The sequence below is a fragment of the Promicromonospora kroppenstedtii genome (assembly GCF_044389675.1).
GTDB lineage: Bacteria > Actinomycetota > Actinomycetes > Actinomycetales > Cellulomonadaceae > Promicromonospora > Promicromonospora kroppenstedtii.
Map to the genome: position 1 here is coordinate 177,851 of NZ_JBIRYI010000001.1, position 15,403 is coordinate 193,253.

Genomic DNA, 15,403 nt, shown 5'->3' on the forward strand with positions numbered 1-15,403 from the left:
TTCCGCCCGTGCTGCGCGACCGCATCACCGATCTGCTCGGCGCCCGAGTGATCGCCGCGCGGCACCCTGACGACGACTCCGGGATCCTGCCCGGCGCGCGCTTCGAGGTGCAGACCACCAAGGGCCACGTCTTCGTCAAGGCGATCGGCACCGAGCAGCCGGGCCCGCTGAACTTCCTGCGACAGGAGATCGCGCTCTCGCCGCTGCTGCCCGCCGCGGCCCCGCATCCTGAGCTCCTCTGGTCGCTGGACGACGTGCTGCCGAACCTCGGCACCTGGGTTGCTGTCGGCTACGCGATGAAGTCCAACGTGCGGCCGATCGACCCGTCCTTTCCCGAGGAGGACGTCGCGACCATGGTCAAGATCGTGCGTGGGATCGGGGAGGTCGAGGCGCCCGCCGACTCGATGTTCCTCCCCGAGGAGCGGGTCTTCCCCACGGACTCCTGGGAGTACCTCGCCGACAAGCGGCCCGCCGGCCTCGCCAACCACTCGCCGTGGCTCGCCAACCGGCTGGAGGGGCTCGCGGAGATCGCCGCGCACGCCCCCCAGGCGATCGCCGGCAAGAGCCTGCAGCACGGCACGCTGCGGGTGCAGAACGTGCTGCTGCCCGCGCGGCTCGGCGAGAAGCCGCTGGTGACGGACTGGATCCGCGGCAGCGTCGGCGCGCCGTACCTCGACCTGGTCTCCATGCTGCTGCACGTACGCACCAACGACGGGCCGCCGCCCGAGGCCACCCTGCGCCGGTACGGCCTGCCGCCCGGCACGGAGCGGGACGCGGTCACGTGCTGGATCGCGGTGCTCGCCGGCCACTACGTGAAGTCGTCGATGGACTCGCCGCCCATGGACATGCCGGAGCTGCGGGCCTACCAGCACCGGCTGGCGCGCACCGCCGTGGCATGGCTGCAGACCAGGCTCGGTTTCTGACCCGCACGATTCTCGCAACACAAACTGTGGTTTGCGGGTGAAAGCGCAGTTCGGCACACTCCGGCCATGAGCGCTGTGCGGCGACCGGCTTGGTCCGATCTACCCCCGTCTGTCCGTTCTCGTGTCAGCGAGTCGATGGGGGGCCGCGTGATCGGTTCGGCCCCCATGAGCGGAACGGACCTGGCCCCGCTCGAGGTGCTCCAGACGGCTTCGGGCCGGTCGATCGTACGGGCGGTGGGGCCGGAGGCCCCGGTGACCCAGGACCGCATGGCCGCCGAGGCGGCCTCGCTCGCCACGTTGCCCGAGGACGTGCCCAGCCTCGAGCGTGAGTGGTACGTCGACGAGGAGCTTCCCGGAGCAGGCCGCTGGGTGGTGCTCGGCTACCGCAACGAGCCCATCCGCCCGCCGCGTGACCCCTGGGACGACGCCGACCTCGCGGCCGCCGTCGAGCTCGCGATCCAGATCGGCTCGACCGAGGCGCCCCCGGGCCTGCCCGACGCGCTGGACCAGATCGACGTGGGCGCCTGGGCCACGATCGCCGCGATGCGGCCGGCCGGGTTGTCGGCGTTCACGCCGTGGCTGTTCGACAAGGTCGAGCACCTGGCCGACATCGCCGGCTACGCGGGCGAGGCGATGTCGGGCAAGAGCCTGGTGCACGGCGCGCTGCGCCGGGAGTCGATCCTGATCACCGACCACGGCTGGGACGCGACCAGTGCCCACGCCGTCGACTGGTTCATGCCGTCGCACGGCGCCTCGTTCCTCGACGTCGTCCTCCTGCTGCCGTACCTCCGGGTCGACGGCGCGCCGCCACCCGGGGTGGTGCTCGACCGGCATCCCCTGCCCGACGTCGACCCCGAGGCGCTGACCTGCGCCGTGACCGTCGTCGCCGGGGCGCTGGTGCTCGAGTCCATGCGGCCGCCGGAGCCCGGTGCCCCGCACGGCCGCGCCGTCCAGCGCGAGGTCGCGCACGCGGCGCTGGACTGGCTGCGGTCCCGCCTCGGCGGCTGAGCTTTCACCTCGTTGCCACATCACGAGCGCGCCTGACCTGCGCTGCTGCGGCAGACTGAGCGCCATGACCGACAAGGGCGACGACGGCGCGGTGCCCGGCACAGCGCGAGGGGACGCGAGCCCGTGGCAGACCGCCGGGCGGCCCGCCGCACCGGACGCCCCGCCCGCCGCGCCGGACGCCCCGCCCGCCGCACCGGACGCCCCGCCCGCCGCGCCCGCTCTGCCCGACGACGAGTCCGGGCTGACCGGGGCGCTCGAGGTGCTCCGGGCCCGGCTCGGCGCGCTGCGTCTGCCGCTGGAGACCACCGGCGCGGACGCGGCCCGCACCGAGCTGCGCCGCTCCACCGACCAGCTCGACGACTACCTGCTGCCACGGCTGCGCGCCCAGAAGGCGCCGCTGCTCGTGGTGGTCGGCGGGTCCACGGGGGCGGGCAAGTCGACCCTGGTGAACTCGGTGCTGGGCGAGAAGGTGACGCAGCCGGGCGTGCTGCGGCCCACCACCAAGGCGCCGGTCCTCGTGCACCACCCGCTGGACGCCCGCTGGTTCTCCACGGACCGGGTGCTGCCCGGCCTGGCGCGCGTGACGGCGTCGGGCGGCGCGGGCTCGGGTACCGCGGCGTCGAACGGTTCCGCGCCGGCCGAGCCCTCCCGCACCCTGCGCCTCGTGCCGAGCGACGCCCTGCCCCGGGGCCTGGCTCTGCTGGACGCGCCGGACATCGACTCGGTCGACACCGCCAACCGCGAGCTCGCCGCGCAGCTCCTCGGGGCGGCAGACCTCTGGCTGTTCGTGACGACGTCCGCCCGCTACGCCGACGCCGTCCCCTGGGACCTGCTGAACCAGGCCGCGGCCCGCAAGGCGCAGGTCGCGATGGTGCTGGACCGGGTGGACCCGGGCGCTGAGGCCACTGCCGACGACCTGCGCGACATGATGGTCGAGCACGGCCTGCCCGACAGCCCGCTGTTCGTCATCGCCGAGGGCGAGCTGGTCGAGGGGATGCTGCCCGAGGACGGCGTCGGGGACGTCTCCCGCTGGCTCACCGGGCTGGGCGGCGACGCCGACGCGCGCCGCCGCGTGATCGCCGCGACCCGCGACGGCGTGGTCGACTCCTTGGTGCTCCGGGCGGGCGAGCTGGCCGACGCGGCGGACGAGCAGGAGGCCGCCGACGTGCGGCTGCGGCACGTCGTGGACCGGGCCTACGCGGACGCCGTGGCGCACGTGGCCGCGGCGACGTCGGACGGGGCGCTGCTGCGCGGGGAGGTGCTGGCCCGCTGGCAGGACTTCGTGGGCACGGGCGAGTTCTTCCGCGCCGTGGAGGAGGGCATCGGCCGGTTCCGGGACGCGGTGGGCACGTTCTTCCGTGGCAAGCCCAAGGAGGCGCCCCAGGTCGAGAAGGCGATCGCCCACGGGCTGGAGTCCGTGGTGCTCGACGCCGCCGAGGAGGCCGCCGAGCGGTCCTACCAGGGCTGGCGGGGCGACGCCGCGGGCGCCGCGCTGCTGGAGGGCCTGGAGCTGTCGCGGACGCCGGCGGCGCTGCGCGCCGAGGTGGGCGAGCAGATCCGCGGCTGGCAGGGCGACGTCCTGGGGCTCGTGCGCGAGCAGGGCGAGTCCAAGCGCGGCCGGGCCCGCGCGCTGTCCTTCGGGGTCAACGGCCTGGGCGTGGCGCTGATGATCTTCGTGTTCGCCTCGACGGGCGGGCTTACCGGCATCGAGGTCGGCATCGCGGGCGGTTCGGCCGTGCTGGCCCAGCGCCTGCTGGAGGCCGTGTTCGGGGAGGACGCCGTGCGGCGGCTGGCCGTGCAGGCCCGGGACCGGCTGCGCGCCCGCATCCAGGCGGTCATGGACGGGCAGGCCGCCCGCTACACCGCCCAGCTCGACGCGCTCGGCTCCGCGGAGGCGGGCGGTCCCGGCCTGCGCGCGGCGGCCTCGGCCGTGGCCGCCGCGGCCTCGGCGGAACGGCGGTCGCGGGCCGGCGAGGCGCACGCGGCGTCGGGCTCGGCGCCCGACCAGGACCTGGTCGAGGGCCGCGGGCTGCGCGGCGTCCGCGCGAAGGCGGCAGGCACGGGCCCGGTCGACGGCCGGGGCGACCTGACCGAGCAGCCCCGGAAGGGCTTCTGGAAGCGTCTGTTCGGGGAGGGCGACCGATGAGCCGGCTCGACCTGGCCGCCCGCACCTCGGCGCTCGACACCGCGGTCCAGGCCGCCGAGGGCCGCATCGCGCCGGCGCTCCTGGCCGAGGCGCACGCCGTCGTGACCCGGGCACGCGAGCGCGGCGGTCTGTCCGCCGAGCACACCGTCGTCGCGCTGGCGGGGGCCACGGGATCGGGCAAGTCGTCGGTGCTGAACGCGGTGGCCGGGTTCGCGATCGCGCAGCCGGGCGTGCGACGTCCGACGACGTCGCACCCCATGGCCGCCGTCTGGGGCGACGGCGCGGACCCGCTGCTGGACTGGCTGGAGGTCGGCCGCCGGCACCATGTCGGGGAGGGCAGCAGCGGCCCGTCGGCGGCCGAGCCTTCCTCGCGGGTCGAGCCTGCTGAGACCCCGGAGGCCGGTAGCGAGGTCCCGACACGCTCGACCGGCGGAGCGGAGGGCTCCGCCCCCGCCCGCGGTCCCTTCCGCCGGCGCACCCCGGCCGGTGACACCACCGGCCTCGTCCTGCTCGACCTGCCCGACCACGACTCGGTCGTGACCGAGCACCGCATGCGCGCGGAGCGCCTGGTGCAGCGCGCCGACCTGCTGGTCTGGGTGGTGGACCCGCAGAAGTACGCCGACGCCGCGCTGCACGAGGGCTTCCTGCGCCCGCTCGCCGGGCGCGCCGAGGTGGTGGTCGTGGCCCTCAACCAGGCGGACCGCCTGACGCCGGAGGAGACGTCGGCGATGCTGTCCGACCTCAAGCGGCTCGTGGCCGAGGACGGCCTGGACGGCGCGCGCGTGCTCGCGGTCTCGGCGAAGACCGGCCAGGGCATGGACGACCTGCGGGGGCTGCTGGCGAAGGCCGCGGCCAAGCGGGAGGCCGCGACCGCCCGGCTCGCGGCGGACCAGCGGGTCGTGGCGCAGCGGATCGTCGACGAGTGCGGCACGCCGCCGCCGTCGCGAGCCGGGAGCCAGGCCAGGGGCGACCTGGTGGCGGCCCTGGAGGACGCCGCGGGGGTGCCCACGGTGGTCGACGCCGTGCGCGGCTCCGCGCGCCGTGACGCCCGGGCGGCGACCGGCTGGCCGCTGACCAGGTGGGTCGGGCGGCTGCGCAAGGACCCGCTGCGGCGGCTCGGCCTGCGCTCGGCAGACCGGGAGCAGCGGGCGCCGTCGGGCCGCGAGGACCTGGTGCGCACGTCGCTGCCCACGGCGCGGCCGGCGGTGCGGTCCACCGCTGCCTCCGCCGTGCGGCGCTATGTCGAGGACGTGACGCGCGGCGTCGCCGATCCGTGGGTGCTGGCGGCGCGCTCGCGCGGCCAGGCGGGCATCGACGCGCTGCCCGACGCCCTGGACCAGGCCGTGGCCACGACCCGGGTCGAGGTGTCGCGTCGACCGGTGTGGTGGTCGCTCGTGAACGTGGTGCAGTGGCTCCTGGTCGCCGCGCTGGTCACGGGCCTGGTGTGGCTCTTCGTGCTGTTCGGTTTCGCGTACCTGCAGCTCCCGCCGCTGCCGACGCCCGTGCTGACCCTGCCGACCTGGTCGGGGGACGCCGGCGTCGTCTTCCCGGGAGCGCCCGAACCGGGCTCCGACGTGGGGGTCGGCGTCGACCTCTTCACGATTCCCTGGCCCACGCTCCTGGTGCTGGGCGGGGTGCTGCTCGGCCTGCTGCTCGCCCTGGTCTGCCGGATCCTCGGCGCCTTGGGCGCCCGCCGCCGGGCGATGGCCGCGCGCCGCCGCCTGCGGCAGTCGGTGGGCAAGGTCGCCGACCGGCTCGTGCGGGAACCCGTGGGGGAGGAGCTGGCCCGGCTCGCGAGCTGCCGGACGGCGGCGACGGTCGCCGCGAGCTGAGACCGGCGGGCGGCAGGGCGGAGCCGCCGGGAGAGGATAGGCACCATGACACGCCTGCACGTTCCCGTCACACTGCGCTGGTCCGACCTGGACGCCTACGCCCACGTCAACAACGTGGCGATGTTCCGCCTCCTGGAGGACGCCCGGATCACGGCCTTCTGGCTGCATCCTGAGGCGCCGGAGGGCGAGGCCTGGCCGACGGCGGTGGTGCCGACCGGCCCCGAGGCCGACTCGCACACCCTCGTGGCCGGGCAGCGTATCGAGTACCTGCGGCCGCTGCTGTTCACCCGCACGCCGGTGCGCGTGGAGATGTGGCTCGGCCGGATCGGCGGGGCCAGCGCGGAGGTCTGCTACGAGGTGCACGACGGCGCGGCGAGCATGCCGAAGACGGGTCCGACGTCGGGCGGCAAGCCCTACGCGCGGGCGACCACCACGCTCGTGTTCGTCGATGCCGCCACCGACCGGCCGCGCCGTCTCACCGAGGCGGAGCGCCTGGCCTGGAAGGCGTTCGAGGAGGAGCCGATCACCTTCCGCCACCGCGGCTGACCCACGCGTCCGACGCAGGATTCACCCGGGTGACCTGCGCGTTCGACACGCCGCTGACTGGTCCTCAGGGTGTCCGAATTGGTAAATTCATCCCCCTTGGTTTCGGCCACGGAGGAACAGTGGATCTGCCCACGCACTACCTTGACCCGATCACCCTGCACGAGGTGTTCGACGACGTCCCGGCGGCTCAGGCGTACCTCGCCGAGCTGGCACGGGGCCCTGCCCGCGACGAGCCGGCCACGCTCGCCGTCCGCGTGCCCCTGACCAGGGCGCTCGCCGCCGAGGCGGACGAGCCCGAGGCCGAGCTGGCCGAGGCCGAGCGCCTCGGCTGGCTCGCCGTCGACCTGGCGGGCGGCCCTGCGGACGACGCCGCAGCCGCGCACTCGCACGCCGCCGACGTGCCCCTGGGCGCGGTGGCACCGCTGCTGCGGCTGGCCCACGTGCTGCAGTGGCGGCACCGGTTCTCGGAGGCCGACCTGCTGTTCGGCCTGGCGCTGGAGGCCGCGCGCCACCACGGCGAGCACGCCGCGAGCATCGAGCACGCGCGCAAGCTGGAGTTCCGTGCCCTGCAGGACTGGGGCCGGTGTCGCTACGACCAGGCGCTGGAGGTGCACGCCGACCAGGCACGCCCTTACCTCGGGGAAGCGCTGGCCCTGTTCGTGCGCGCGCTGGAGCAGCGCGTGGACGTCGCGGCCTCGCCGGCGGAGGTCGCGACCGTCCGCCTGGCGGAGCAGGCGGCCCGCGACCGGCTCGCGGAGCTCGGGGCGTAGATGCTGGCCGGGCGGCCTATGCGGCCCGGCTAACGACGGCGACGGCGCCCACGGCACCGCTCACGCCGGCAGCCGGATCATGCCCTCCTAGCCCGCCGAGGCGACGAGCGCGCGCGGTGCATGGCCTGTGACTTGATGCCCAGCGGGCGGCGGGCGCGAATCCAGACGAGCTGGGTCGCGGGCGGCGTGCTGCCGTTGGCCACCGAGGCGTCCGGGTGCAGGTACAGCGACCCGCCCACGTGGCGCAGCTCGAAGGCGGAGCCGGCCCAGAAGTGGGCGCGGGCGTCGACGCCCCCGGCACGTTCGCGAGCTCGTCCAGGGAGGAGCCGACATGCTCGGGCGGGGGGACTACGGGCGGACCGGGACCCGTCCGGCCTGGTGCTCTTCGACGCCTCCACGCACAGTCAGTTCTCATGCGGTGCGAGTAGTTGGAACCATCGCAGTAGTGACGTCGGGGCTGATCATTGCCGTGGCCCCACTAAGTGCTGAGCAACGTTGTCTTGTGACCCAGATCACATCAGGGCGCCCTCAGATGAATGAAAATGTGCTTTCGAGATCGAATTCAACCAGCGTTCCGGACTGCTTGGCCTGATTGATCTAGAGTTCCAGTGGGAGCGAATCGCTTGCCGCGCTTTAACTGGACATTTGTCCAAATTGACCGATTGGCCACCTTCCGCGACAATTTCGGACTGCGAGCCCGGCCCGTGATGGCCGACAACGTCGAGATACGTTCGAAAACTCGGAGGAGAGCAATATGCAGATCCGAAAGATGATCGCCATGATTGGTACCAGTGCCGCCCTCATTGTGGGCATGGGCGTGACCGGGGCGCAGGCGGCGTCGGTCGACTATCGAGGCTCACAGGCTACCAACACCGGCTCCGCGACCAACTACATCCACTCGAAGGACACGGCGTGCAACGGTCTCTTCACTAGCGCTTGGGGCAAGTCAGTCAGCACTCAGCATGGTGACGTGACCGGTAGCACCGTCAACAAGAACGGATGCGGAACCTCGACGAGCAATGCTGTAACCACGTCTCCTCGCAACATCACCCACATCCGTTCGTGCGAGGCGCAGGGCGGGGTTCTCCCGATGTCCTGTTCCGCCTACAAGAGCACGGGGCTTCCCGCAATCGACGCTGAGTGAAAGAGTAATGAATTCTCCCGTGCTGGAAGTCGAACAGCTTGACGTCGCCCTCGGCGGAGCGACCATCCTACGAAGGCTCTCGCTTGAGCTGCGCCGAGGTGAGTCAATTGCTATTGTCGGCCCATCTGGTGTTGGAAAGACGACTTTGCTCAACTGCGTGCTGGGCACCGTCCGCCCGCAAGGGGGGGCGATCCGGGTCGCAGGTACGAATGTCGTCGGACTGCGGGGACGTGCGTTGGCTCAACTGCGGGCTTCGCGGATCGGAATCGTCTTCCAGCACGGAGAACTCCTAGGAGAGTTGTCGCCGGTCGAGAACGTGGCGCTACCCGCCTTGATCGCCGGTCGCCCGCGCAACGAAGCTGTTGCGCGGGCGACTGCGCTCCTGGAGGCGTTCGCTGTACCTCAGGACCGCGACGTTGCTGATCAATTGTCCGGGGGGGAACGGCAACGGACAGCATTGGCCCGGGCTCTGGTGAATGAGCCAACGGTGGTGCTCGCTGACGAACCGACGGGTTCGCTGGACCCTGCAATCCGGGACAACGTTGCCGACGTACTTTTTGCAGCCCCGAAGCAGTGGGAATGTGGTCTATTGGTGGTTACGCATGATCCGGCAATAGCCGCGCGTGCCGACCGCATCATGGACCTGAGTGCGATGAATTCCGGGCGTACTCGATGAACGGATTGGTTAAGAGCGGCGCGGTCTTGAGGCGGCGCTCGCGCTTCGAGCCGCTGCGCACGGCTGCCCTGGCCGTTTCGACAGCTGTTTTCCTGCTCAGCCTTGTCGCCCTGATCGTAGTTCCAGCAACTTACGCGGGCTGGGATAGCCGTGGTTCAGAACGCGCTCCGGATGAGTCTTCTGACGGGTCGCCATCCGTGCTCTGGGTGTCGACGCAGGACGAATCGCGTACCGCAGACGATTTGCCTTACAGCGTCGTCTACCTTGCGCCTCTGGTGGATAGCCCGCCATTGCCGCCGGGGCTGGAAACGTGGCCTGGCGATGGCGAGGTTATTGCGTCGCCAGCGATGCTCGGGACCGATGAGGTGGCGGCAGTGGGTGGCGCGGGGCGATATGGCGATACGGTGGGTGTGATTGGCAGAGATGGTTTACTTGAGGACCACGAGCGGCTGGTCTATGTCGGAGCTGGCGCACAACTCACCAAGCACAACGCCGCAGTGGCCGCCGGATTCGGCGTGCATTCCAGCGATCGCGTCGGGACACTTGGCGGATTTCCGGCCGGGGGTGACGACTTCGGTGGAACTCTATACCGGCAGCCGATGAGCACTCTGCTATGGGTGGTCGGCGTCTTTTTGACCGTGCCGGCCGGCTGGTTCGTAACGACCAGCGTCAGAATCGGCGCGACACAGCGCTCACGTCGTGTCGGGATCCTTCGCCTACTGGGTGCGCGGCCGTCGAGTATTCGTGCCTTCCTTTGGGGTGAGGCTCGTACTCCGCTGCTTGCTGGCTGGACAGCTGCAATTGGGCTAGCGGGAGTCGCCATGGCGGTCGACGTTCCGTTGCCGGGAGTCGAGTTTACGATTCGCTCCGTTGACCTGCGCGAGGCGGTAGTGGCAGTCGCCGTGGCGCTGGCCGGTGGAATGGTGGCCACGCTGCTGATCGCGACCTCGCCATTTGGCGCGGCGCGTGAGCGGCGTCGGGCGACGCCGACCGGAAGGCGGAGTGGTTCTCTGATCCGCGCCGCTCTTGCACCAGGAGTGGCGAGCATAACTGTCATCGCCATGAATGTTTCCATCGCAAATGGCGCCATCGATCTCTTGCCGACGGTCTTCGGAGCTGGGATGCTGGCGACCGTTGTCGCGATTCCCTTGTCGACGCGGTCCTGGCTGGAAATCGTTGCGCGTCGATGGCGTACGGATGCTTGGCGTGCGGGAGACGCAGGCGCCGTCGTCGGCGCTGGACAACTCGGTGCGGCGCCCGCACCAGCGACCCGGTTCGGGGCGACAGCTGCGATCTTGATCGTTCTGATCGCCTTTATTTACAGCTTCGCGCAGGCGCTTGGCTCGGTGGATCGCGATCTCCGGACGCAGAGTGAGCTGGCTGGAGGTCAGGTCGCCACGGTGTCAGCAGGCCGTGTGTCCTCGGATCAGTCGTGGACGGCGGTGCTGTCGGACCTAGGTGAGAACTATGCAGTTGTGGCGCAGCGGGCGTCCCGTCCTGCCCTTGAGAACATCGCCTACATTGGTTCAGAGGAGGACGCGCGAGTGCTCGGGTTTACGGAGGCCGGGGAGACCCCCACTTGGGCGAGCGCACCATTTACCGAGGTTGAGACTGTGATAGGCGAGATCGAGCCGCCTACCGACGACGAACCCATCGTCACCTTGTTCGTCGCACGCCGGGATGGGTCACCGGTTGATCTCGCAGATCTGCGGAACGAGCTTGCTGTTATGACGGCGCCAACGTGGCATGCAGAATTCCCTGATGGGGGATGGGTGACCGGTAGCGCGGTCACGATCCATCAGGCGCGCTGGGTGACCTGGCTTGGGGGGATCGGTATGTTGTATGGCTTCGCCGCGCTGTGGATCTCGTACAGCAACGAGTTGTTCCGGGCCACCAGATCGCTTCTGGCGGTGCAGACGATGGCTCCTAATGGCCGTTTTGCTGCCGAAGTTCTCTTGTGGCGCATAGTTGCTCCCGTGGCCGTGGCCGTGGTCGGCGGTTGTTTGTTCGCATTGCTGCTGATTTGGCCACTTACAAATACTGGATATCAATTGCCGATTGGATTTGCTGTCGCGTGTGCGCTGGCCGCGGTGGGTACAGGGATTGTGGCGTGGCTGGCAACCTGGCATGCGTGTATGCGAGCAATTGGACGTATATCCCTGGGAATTCCTGAGGAATGAGTAGTAGTGTTCCCCCTAGTTTCGTTCGCCTTGCTCGTGGTTCTGACGGCGCGCGGTCTGATCTCCCGACGCGTGCGAGTACTCCGTTGGGCAATGTATACATCAATCGGATTTCTTCTTGAGCACGACATCTATGGGCCGGACGGGTGCAGGATCGATGTGCCCGCACTCTTTGAACCCGGTGAGATTTGGGCCTCGGCTGGTACCGTCATGGAGAAGTTGGAGCGTTTCGAAGGGCCGTGCCGCGGAACTTTCGTTATCAGGGAAGGTTTCGATGACGTGAAGTATTCGATTGGGAACCTGTTATGAGTTTTAGTTTATCAGCGGAATTCGCAATGATGGTCTTCGTTGTCGCCTTATCGGCATCGACGACGCTCGCTGCGCTCCAGGAACTTCGCGAAGGCCGTTGGGCTGGTCCGCGAGTTGGAGAGCGGCTGGCCAGGGGTGGGATCGTTACGAGCCAGGCGGTGGGTTTCGTCCGATGGGCGACAAGATTGGCGATTGTGACACGGATCGTCTTTCCGGCCCTTATGGTAGCGGGAATCGCCCCTCGAGTCTCGGCAATACTTGCTGCGATGGCCATGCTGACGTCGACTCTTATCCGATTCAAGCACAACACTTTGTTCATGACGGCGGGTATGGGGATATTGATCTTTTGCTCGTCGATTCCAACGCTCCGGAGTGATCCAGGTGAGGTTTCGCCGTGGACGTTAGGCGCAGTTGCGGTACTCATTTCTGGACTATATGTGGGTGGAGCGCTTGCCAAGGTGCAGAGCGAGCAGTTCCGATCTGGGGCGACGCTTTACGTGATCGCGACTGCCCGATTGAGTCGTCATGCTTGGGTCTACAATATTCAACCAGTAGCGTGGCGGCGCGTGGCTCAAGGCGTGATCGTGTCCGAAGTGCTGCTGATGGGGCTCCTAGCATTTCCTGATGCGCTGGCGCTGGCTCTTGGAGTTGGGTTCGTACTCCATGCATCGTTTGCTTTGATTCAGCCGACAAGGCTCGTCCCGTTCCAGATCGCGGCGCTTGGCGCGTATCCTGCCGCATCAGCTGGCTTTGCAATGCTGGGGTGATGCGCCGCTGTCTCACTACGCCGGCAGCCGGATCATGCCTTCCTGGCCCGCCGTGGCGACCAAGACGCCGTCCTGCGTGTAGACCTTCGCGGTGCCCAGGGCGCGGCCGCCCTGGGCCGTGGGCGAGGACTGGACGAACAGCATCCACTCGTCCACCTGGACGTCGCGGTGCCACCACATGCCGTGGTCGAGGCTGGCCATGGGCACCGTGGCGGCGACGTCCTGCCAGGACTTGCCCGCGGCGCGCATGGCGGGCTCCAGCATGAGCTGGTCGCACGCGTAGGCCAGGAGGGCGCGGTGCATCGACTGGTCCTGGATGCCGAGCGGACGACGCGTGCGCATCCAGACGAGCTGCGTGGCGGGCGGCGTGCCGCCCCGGGCCACCGCGGTGTCCGGGTGCAGGTACAGCGACCCGCCGACGTGCCGCAGCTCGAACGGCGAGTCCGCCCAGAACTGGGCGCGTGAGTCGGCACTGAGGGAGGCGAGCTCGTCGAAGGCGGAGCCGACCTCGTCGGGCGCGGGGACGCCGTCGGGCATCGGCATCGAGTGGTCGTAGCCGGGCTGGTCCTCCTGGAAGGAGGCGATCATCGACAGGATCGGCTTGCCGAACTGGATCGCGTGGGTGCGGCGCGCGCTGAACGAGCGCCCGTCGCGCAGTCGCTCCACCGCGAAGTCGATGGGCTCCTCGACCCGCCCCTCCCGCAGGAAGTAGCCGTGCAGGGAGTGGATCTGACGCCCGTCGGGCACCGTCCGGTCCGCTGCCAGGATCGCCTGTGCGAGCACCTGACCGCCGTAGGCACGGTTCGCGAGGGCGGGCATGCTGTTCCCGCGCAGCACGTCCTCCTCGCCGCGCGGACCCCAGCCCTCCAGATGCCGCAGGTCGAGCACCTGCAGCAGGCGGTCGAGCGCATCGGGCGTGTGGTCCGACGGGGCGTCGCCGGTGATCAGGTCAGGGGTGGCGTCCACGTGCGGGCGTCTCCTTCGGTTCCTCTGGGTGGGTCTTCGAGCGGGTCAGTCCTCGAAGGTGTTGATCATGCTGAACGCCGCGCGCTCCAGGTAGTCCCACAGCTGCGACTCGTGGATCGGTGCGAGCCCCAGGGAGTCGACGGCGGTCCGCATGTGCGCGAGCCAGCGGTCGCGGGCGTCCGGGTTCACCTTGAACGGCGCGTGCCGCATCCGCAGTCGCGGGTGACCACGCTGCGCGGAGTAGGTGCCGGGCCCGCCCCAGTACTGCTCGAGGAACAGCGTGAACCGTTCCTTCGCCGGCCCGAGGTCCTCCTCGGGGTACATGGGGCGCAGCACGGGGTCGTCGGCGACGCCGTCGTAGAACGCGTCGACGAGGCGCGCGAACGTGTCGTGGCCGCCGACGGCGTCGAAGAAGGAGGGTTCCTGGGTCACGCCTGTCATCCTGCCACTCGTGTATGACGGTCCGGTGAAACTCGGTCTCGTGTGAGCGAGTCGACAATTGCCCGGGCGAAGGGCTTGCCAGCACGGATAGGGTGTTACCCATACCTGCAGCGACGCACGGTGGGAGTTGAGACATGACCAAGGCTGACCAGATCCTTGCGGCACTCGGGGGAACCTCGAACGTCGTCGAGCTGGAACCGTGCATCACCCGGCTCCGTGTCGAGGTGAGCGATCCGTCCCTGGTGGACGAGCCCGGACTCAAGTCGTCGGGCGCGTTCGGCGTGGTGCGGTCGGGCAGGGTGGTTCAGGTGATCGTCGGCCCCGAGGCGGACAACCTCGCGGCCGAGTTGGATACGCTCAGGGTGTGATCACGAGGGCGTGAGTCAGAGAGCGTGACGTGCGCGGGCCCGGGACTCGTCCCGGGCCCGTGATCTGCTTCACGACGGTCCGGCGGCGTGCAACCGCGACGCGAACGGGCTGTGAAAATCGCGCAGTGGTCCCTCGGACCCGGGCTGAGATGCGCGGGCGCTGGCGCCGACCCGAGTAGCGTTCGTGTCGTGTTCGAGTCTCTTGCTGCCTCCGTGTTCGACAGCGCCGAGGACTTCTGGGTCTGGTTCGGCGACAAGCCCCTGACCGTCATCCTCATCCTGGTCGGCGGTACCGTCGCCATCGCCGTCCTGCGCCGTGTGGTCACGGCCCTCACCGAGCGCATCGCCATCGGCCAGAAGCCGCGGGCCGTGGTCGAGACCGCGGCACCGCCGGTGGGCACCACCACCGGCACGATCCCGGTGACCACGCCCGGTGCCGTCTCGGGAGCCACCACCAAGCGCAAGCGCAAGAACGCGCTGATGACGCCCCAGGCGCTGGCCGACGTCTTCGGCGCGGTCAACCCGCGCGCGGCCGAGCGGCGCGCCCAGCGCGCGCGGACCGTCGGCTCGGTGCTGAACTCCGCGGTGAACATCGTGATCGGCACCGTCATGGTGCTCTCGATCATGCAGACGGTCGGCTGGCCCGTCGCTCCGCTCCTGGCCTCTGCCGGCGTCGTCGGCGTCGCGCTCGGTTTCGGCGCGCAGAGCCTGGTCAAGGACTTCATCTCCGGTGTGTTCCTGCTCATCGAGGACCAGTTCGGCGTGGGCGACAACGTGGACCTGGGCGCCGGCGTCGTCGGCACCGTCGAGACCATGGGCCTGCGGCTCACCCAGGTGCGGGCCTTCGACGGCACCCTCTGGTACGTCCGCAACGGCGAGATCCTGCGCGCGGGCAACCGCACCCAGGAGTGGAGCCGCGCCGTCGCCCCGGTGCAGGTGCCCCTGGGCGCCGACATCGACGCGGTGCGAGCCGCACTCGGCCGCGCCGTCGACCGGGTCAAGAACGACCCCGAGCTGGCCGACAGCCTCCTGGAGACACCGTCCGTGCGCGGCGTGGACGACGTCGACCAGGGTGGCCTGACCTTCACGCTGCACGCCCAGGTGCGCCCCGCCCAGCAGTGGGCCGTCGCCCGCTCGCTGCGTGTGGCGGCGCACGCGGCGCTGCTCGACGCCGGGATCGTCGCGCGCTCGGCGCCCGCGCCGTTCGACGAGGCGGTGGCGGGGGACACCCCCGGCGTCAGCTGACGGCGCAGGGCCGGGTGAGCTTTTCGGGCCTGGTTGCGCCCGGTACGCGTCGGTAGATGGCAGGATCTTGCCTTGTGACCGA

The 15,403-nt window shown here is 70.0% G+C and carries 14 protein-coding genes; 12 read left to right on the forward strand and 2 right to left on the reverse strand.

Translation table 11 applies throughout. From position 1 onward, the window contains the following. The first annotated feature begins 8 nt into the window (after nucleotides 1-8). From ACH47X_RS00835 to ACH47X_RS00880, 10 genes are all read left to right on the forward strand, one after another. Nucleotides 9-923, forward strand: coding sequence for a phosphotransferase (locus ACH47X_RS00835; RefSeq protein WP_397400494.1), 915 nt, complete (start codon nucleotides 9-11; stop codon nucleotides 921-923). Between the two features lie 165 nt (nucleotides 924-1,088). Next, nucleotides 1,089-1,931: a hypothetical protein gene (locus tag ACH47X_RS00840; RefSeq protein ID WP_397400496.1), complete on the forward strand. Its 843-nt coding sequence runs from the start codon at nucleotides 1,089-1,091 to the stop codon at nucleotides 1,929-1,931. Nucleotides 1,932-1,995: 64 nt separating this feature from the next. Beyond that, complete coding sequence (locus ACH47X_RS00845; protein WP_397400498.1) at nucleotides 1,996-4,077, forward strand: dynamin family protein; 2,082 nt, start codon at nucleotides 1,996-1,998, stop codon at nucleotides 4,075-4,077. Next, complete coding sequence (locus tag ACH47X_RS00850) at nucleotides 4,074-5,909, forward strand: dynamin family protein (protein WP_397400500.1); 1,836 nt, start codon at nucleotides 4,074-4,076, stop codon at nucleotides 5,907-5,909. The genes ACH47X_RS00845 and ACH47X_RS00850 overlap by 4 nt, the downstream gene beginning before the upstream one ends. A gap of 45 nt (nucleotides 5,910-5,954) precedes the next feature. Then, nucleotides 5,955-6,455, forward strand: coding sequence for an acyl-CoA thioesterase (locus ACH47X_RS00855; RefSeq protein ID WP_397400502.1), 501 nt, complete (start codon nucleotides 5,955-5,957; stop codon nucleotides 6,453-6,455). Between the two features lie 119 nt (nucleotides 6,456-6,574). Next, entirely contained in the window at nucleotides 6,575-7,225 is a 651-nt protein-coding gene (locus ACH47X_RS00860) for a hypothetical protein (protein ID WP_397400504.1), read from the forward strand. Between the two features lie 754 nt (nucleotides 7,226-7,979). Next, nucleotides 7,980-8,369, forward strand: coding sequence for a hypothetical protein (locus ACH47X_RS00865; RefSeq protein WP_397400506.1), 390 nt, complete (start codon nucleotides 7,980-7,982; stop codon nucleotides 8,367-8,369). A 19-nt stretch (nucleotides 8,370-8,388) separates the two neighbouring features. Then, a complete protein-coding gene (locus ACH47X_RS00870; protein ID WP_397400508.1) occupies nucleotides 8,389-9,045 on the forward strand; it encodes an ABC transporter ATP-binding protein in 657 nt (218 codons plus the stop codon). Then, nucleotides 9,042-11,225 (forward strand): ABC transporter permease, encoded by a 2,184-nt coding sequence (locus ACH47X_RS00875; protein ID WP_397400510.1) that lies wholly within the window; start codon nucleotides 9,042-9,044, stop codon nucleotides 11,223-11,225. The genes ACH47X_RS00870 and ACH47X_RS00875 overlap by 4 nt, the downstream gene beginning before the upstream one ends. A gap of 575 nt (nucleotides 11,226-11,800) precedes the next feature. Next, complete coding sequence (locus ACH47X_RS00880) at nucleotides 11,801-12,301, forward strand: hypothetical protein (protein WP_397400512.1); 501 nt, start codon at nucleotides 11,801-11,803, stop codon at nucleotides 12,299-12,301. A 15-nt stretch (nucleotides 12,302-12,316) separates the two neighbouring features. Here ACH47X_RS00880 and ACH47X_RS00885 read toward each other — a convergent pair whose 3' ends face one another. After that, on the reverse strand, nucleotides 12,317-13,267 hold the full coding sequence (locus tag ACH47X_RS00885) for an acyl-CoA thioesterase (RefSeq protein ID WP_397400514.1): 951 nt from the start codon (nucleotides 13,265-13,267) through the stop codon (nucleotides 12,317-12,319). Between the two features lie 45 nt (nucleotides 13,268-13,312). After that, nucleotides 13,313-13,708 carry a globin gene (locus ACH47X_RS00890; RefSeq protein ID WP_397400516.1) on the reverse strand — a complete coding sequence of 132 codons (396 nt, stop codon included), beginning with the start codon at nucleotides 13,706-13,708 and terminating at the stop codon, nucleotides 13,313-13,315. 134 nt (nucleotides 13,709-13,842) lie between these two features. On the opposite strand from ACH47X_RS00890, the gene ACH47X_RS00895 reads away from it, so the two are divergent. Both ACH47X_RS00895 and ACH47X_RS00900 read left to right on the forward strand, forming a co-directional pair. Further along, nucleotides 13,843-14,076 (forward strand): glucose PTS transporter subunit EIIB, encoded by a 234-nt coding sequence (locus tag ACH47X_RS00895; protein ID WP_020018155.1) that lies wholly within the window; start codon nucleotides 13,843-13,845, stop codon nucleotides 14,074-14,076. Nucleotides 14,077-14,265: 189 nt separating this feature from the next. Further along, a complete protein-coding gene (locus ACH47X_RS00900; RefSeq protein ID WP_397400518.1) occupies nucleotides 14,266-15,321 on the forward strand; it encodes a mechanosensitive ion channel family protein in 1,056 nt (351 codons plus the stop codon). Nucleotides 15,322-15,403 lie beyond the last annotated feature (82 nt).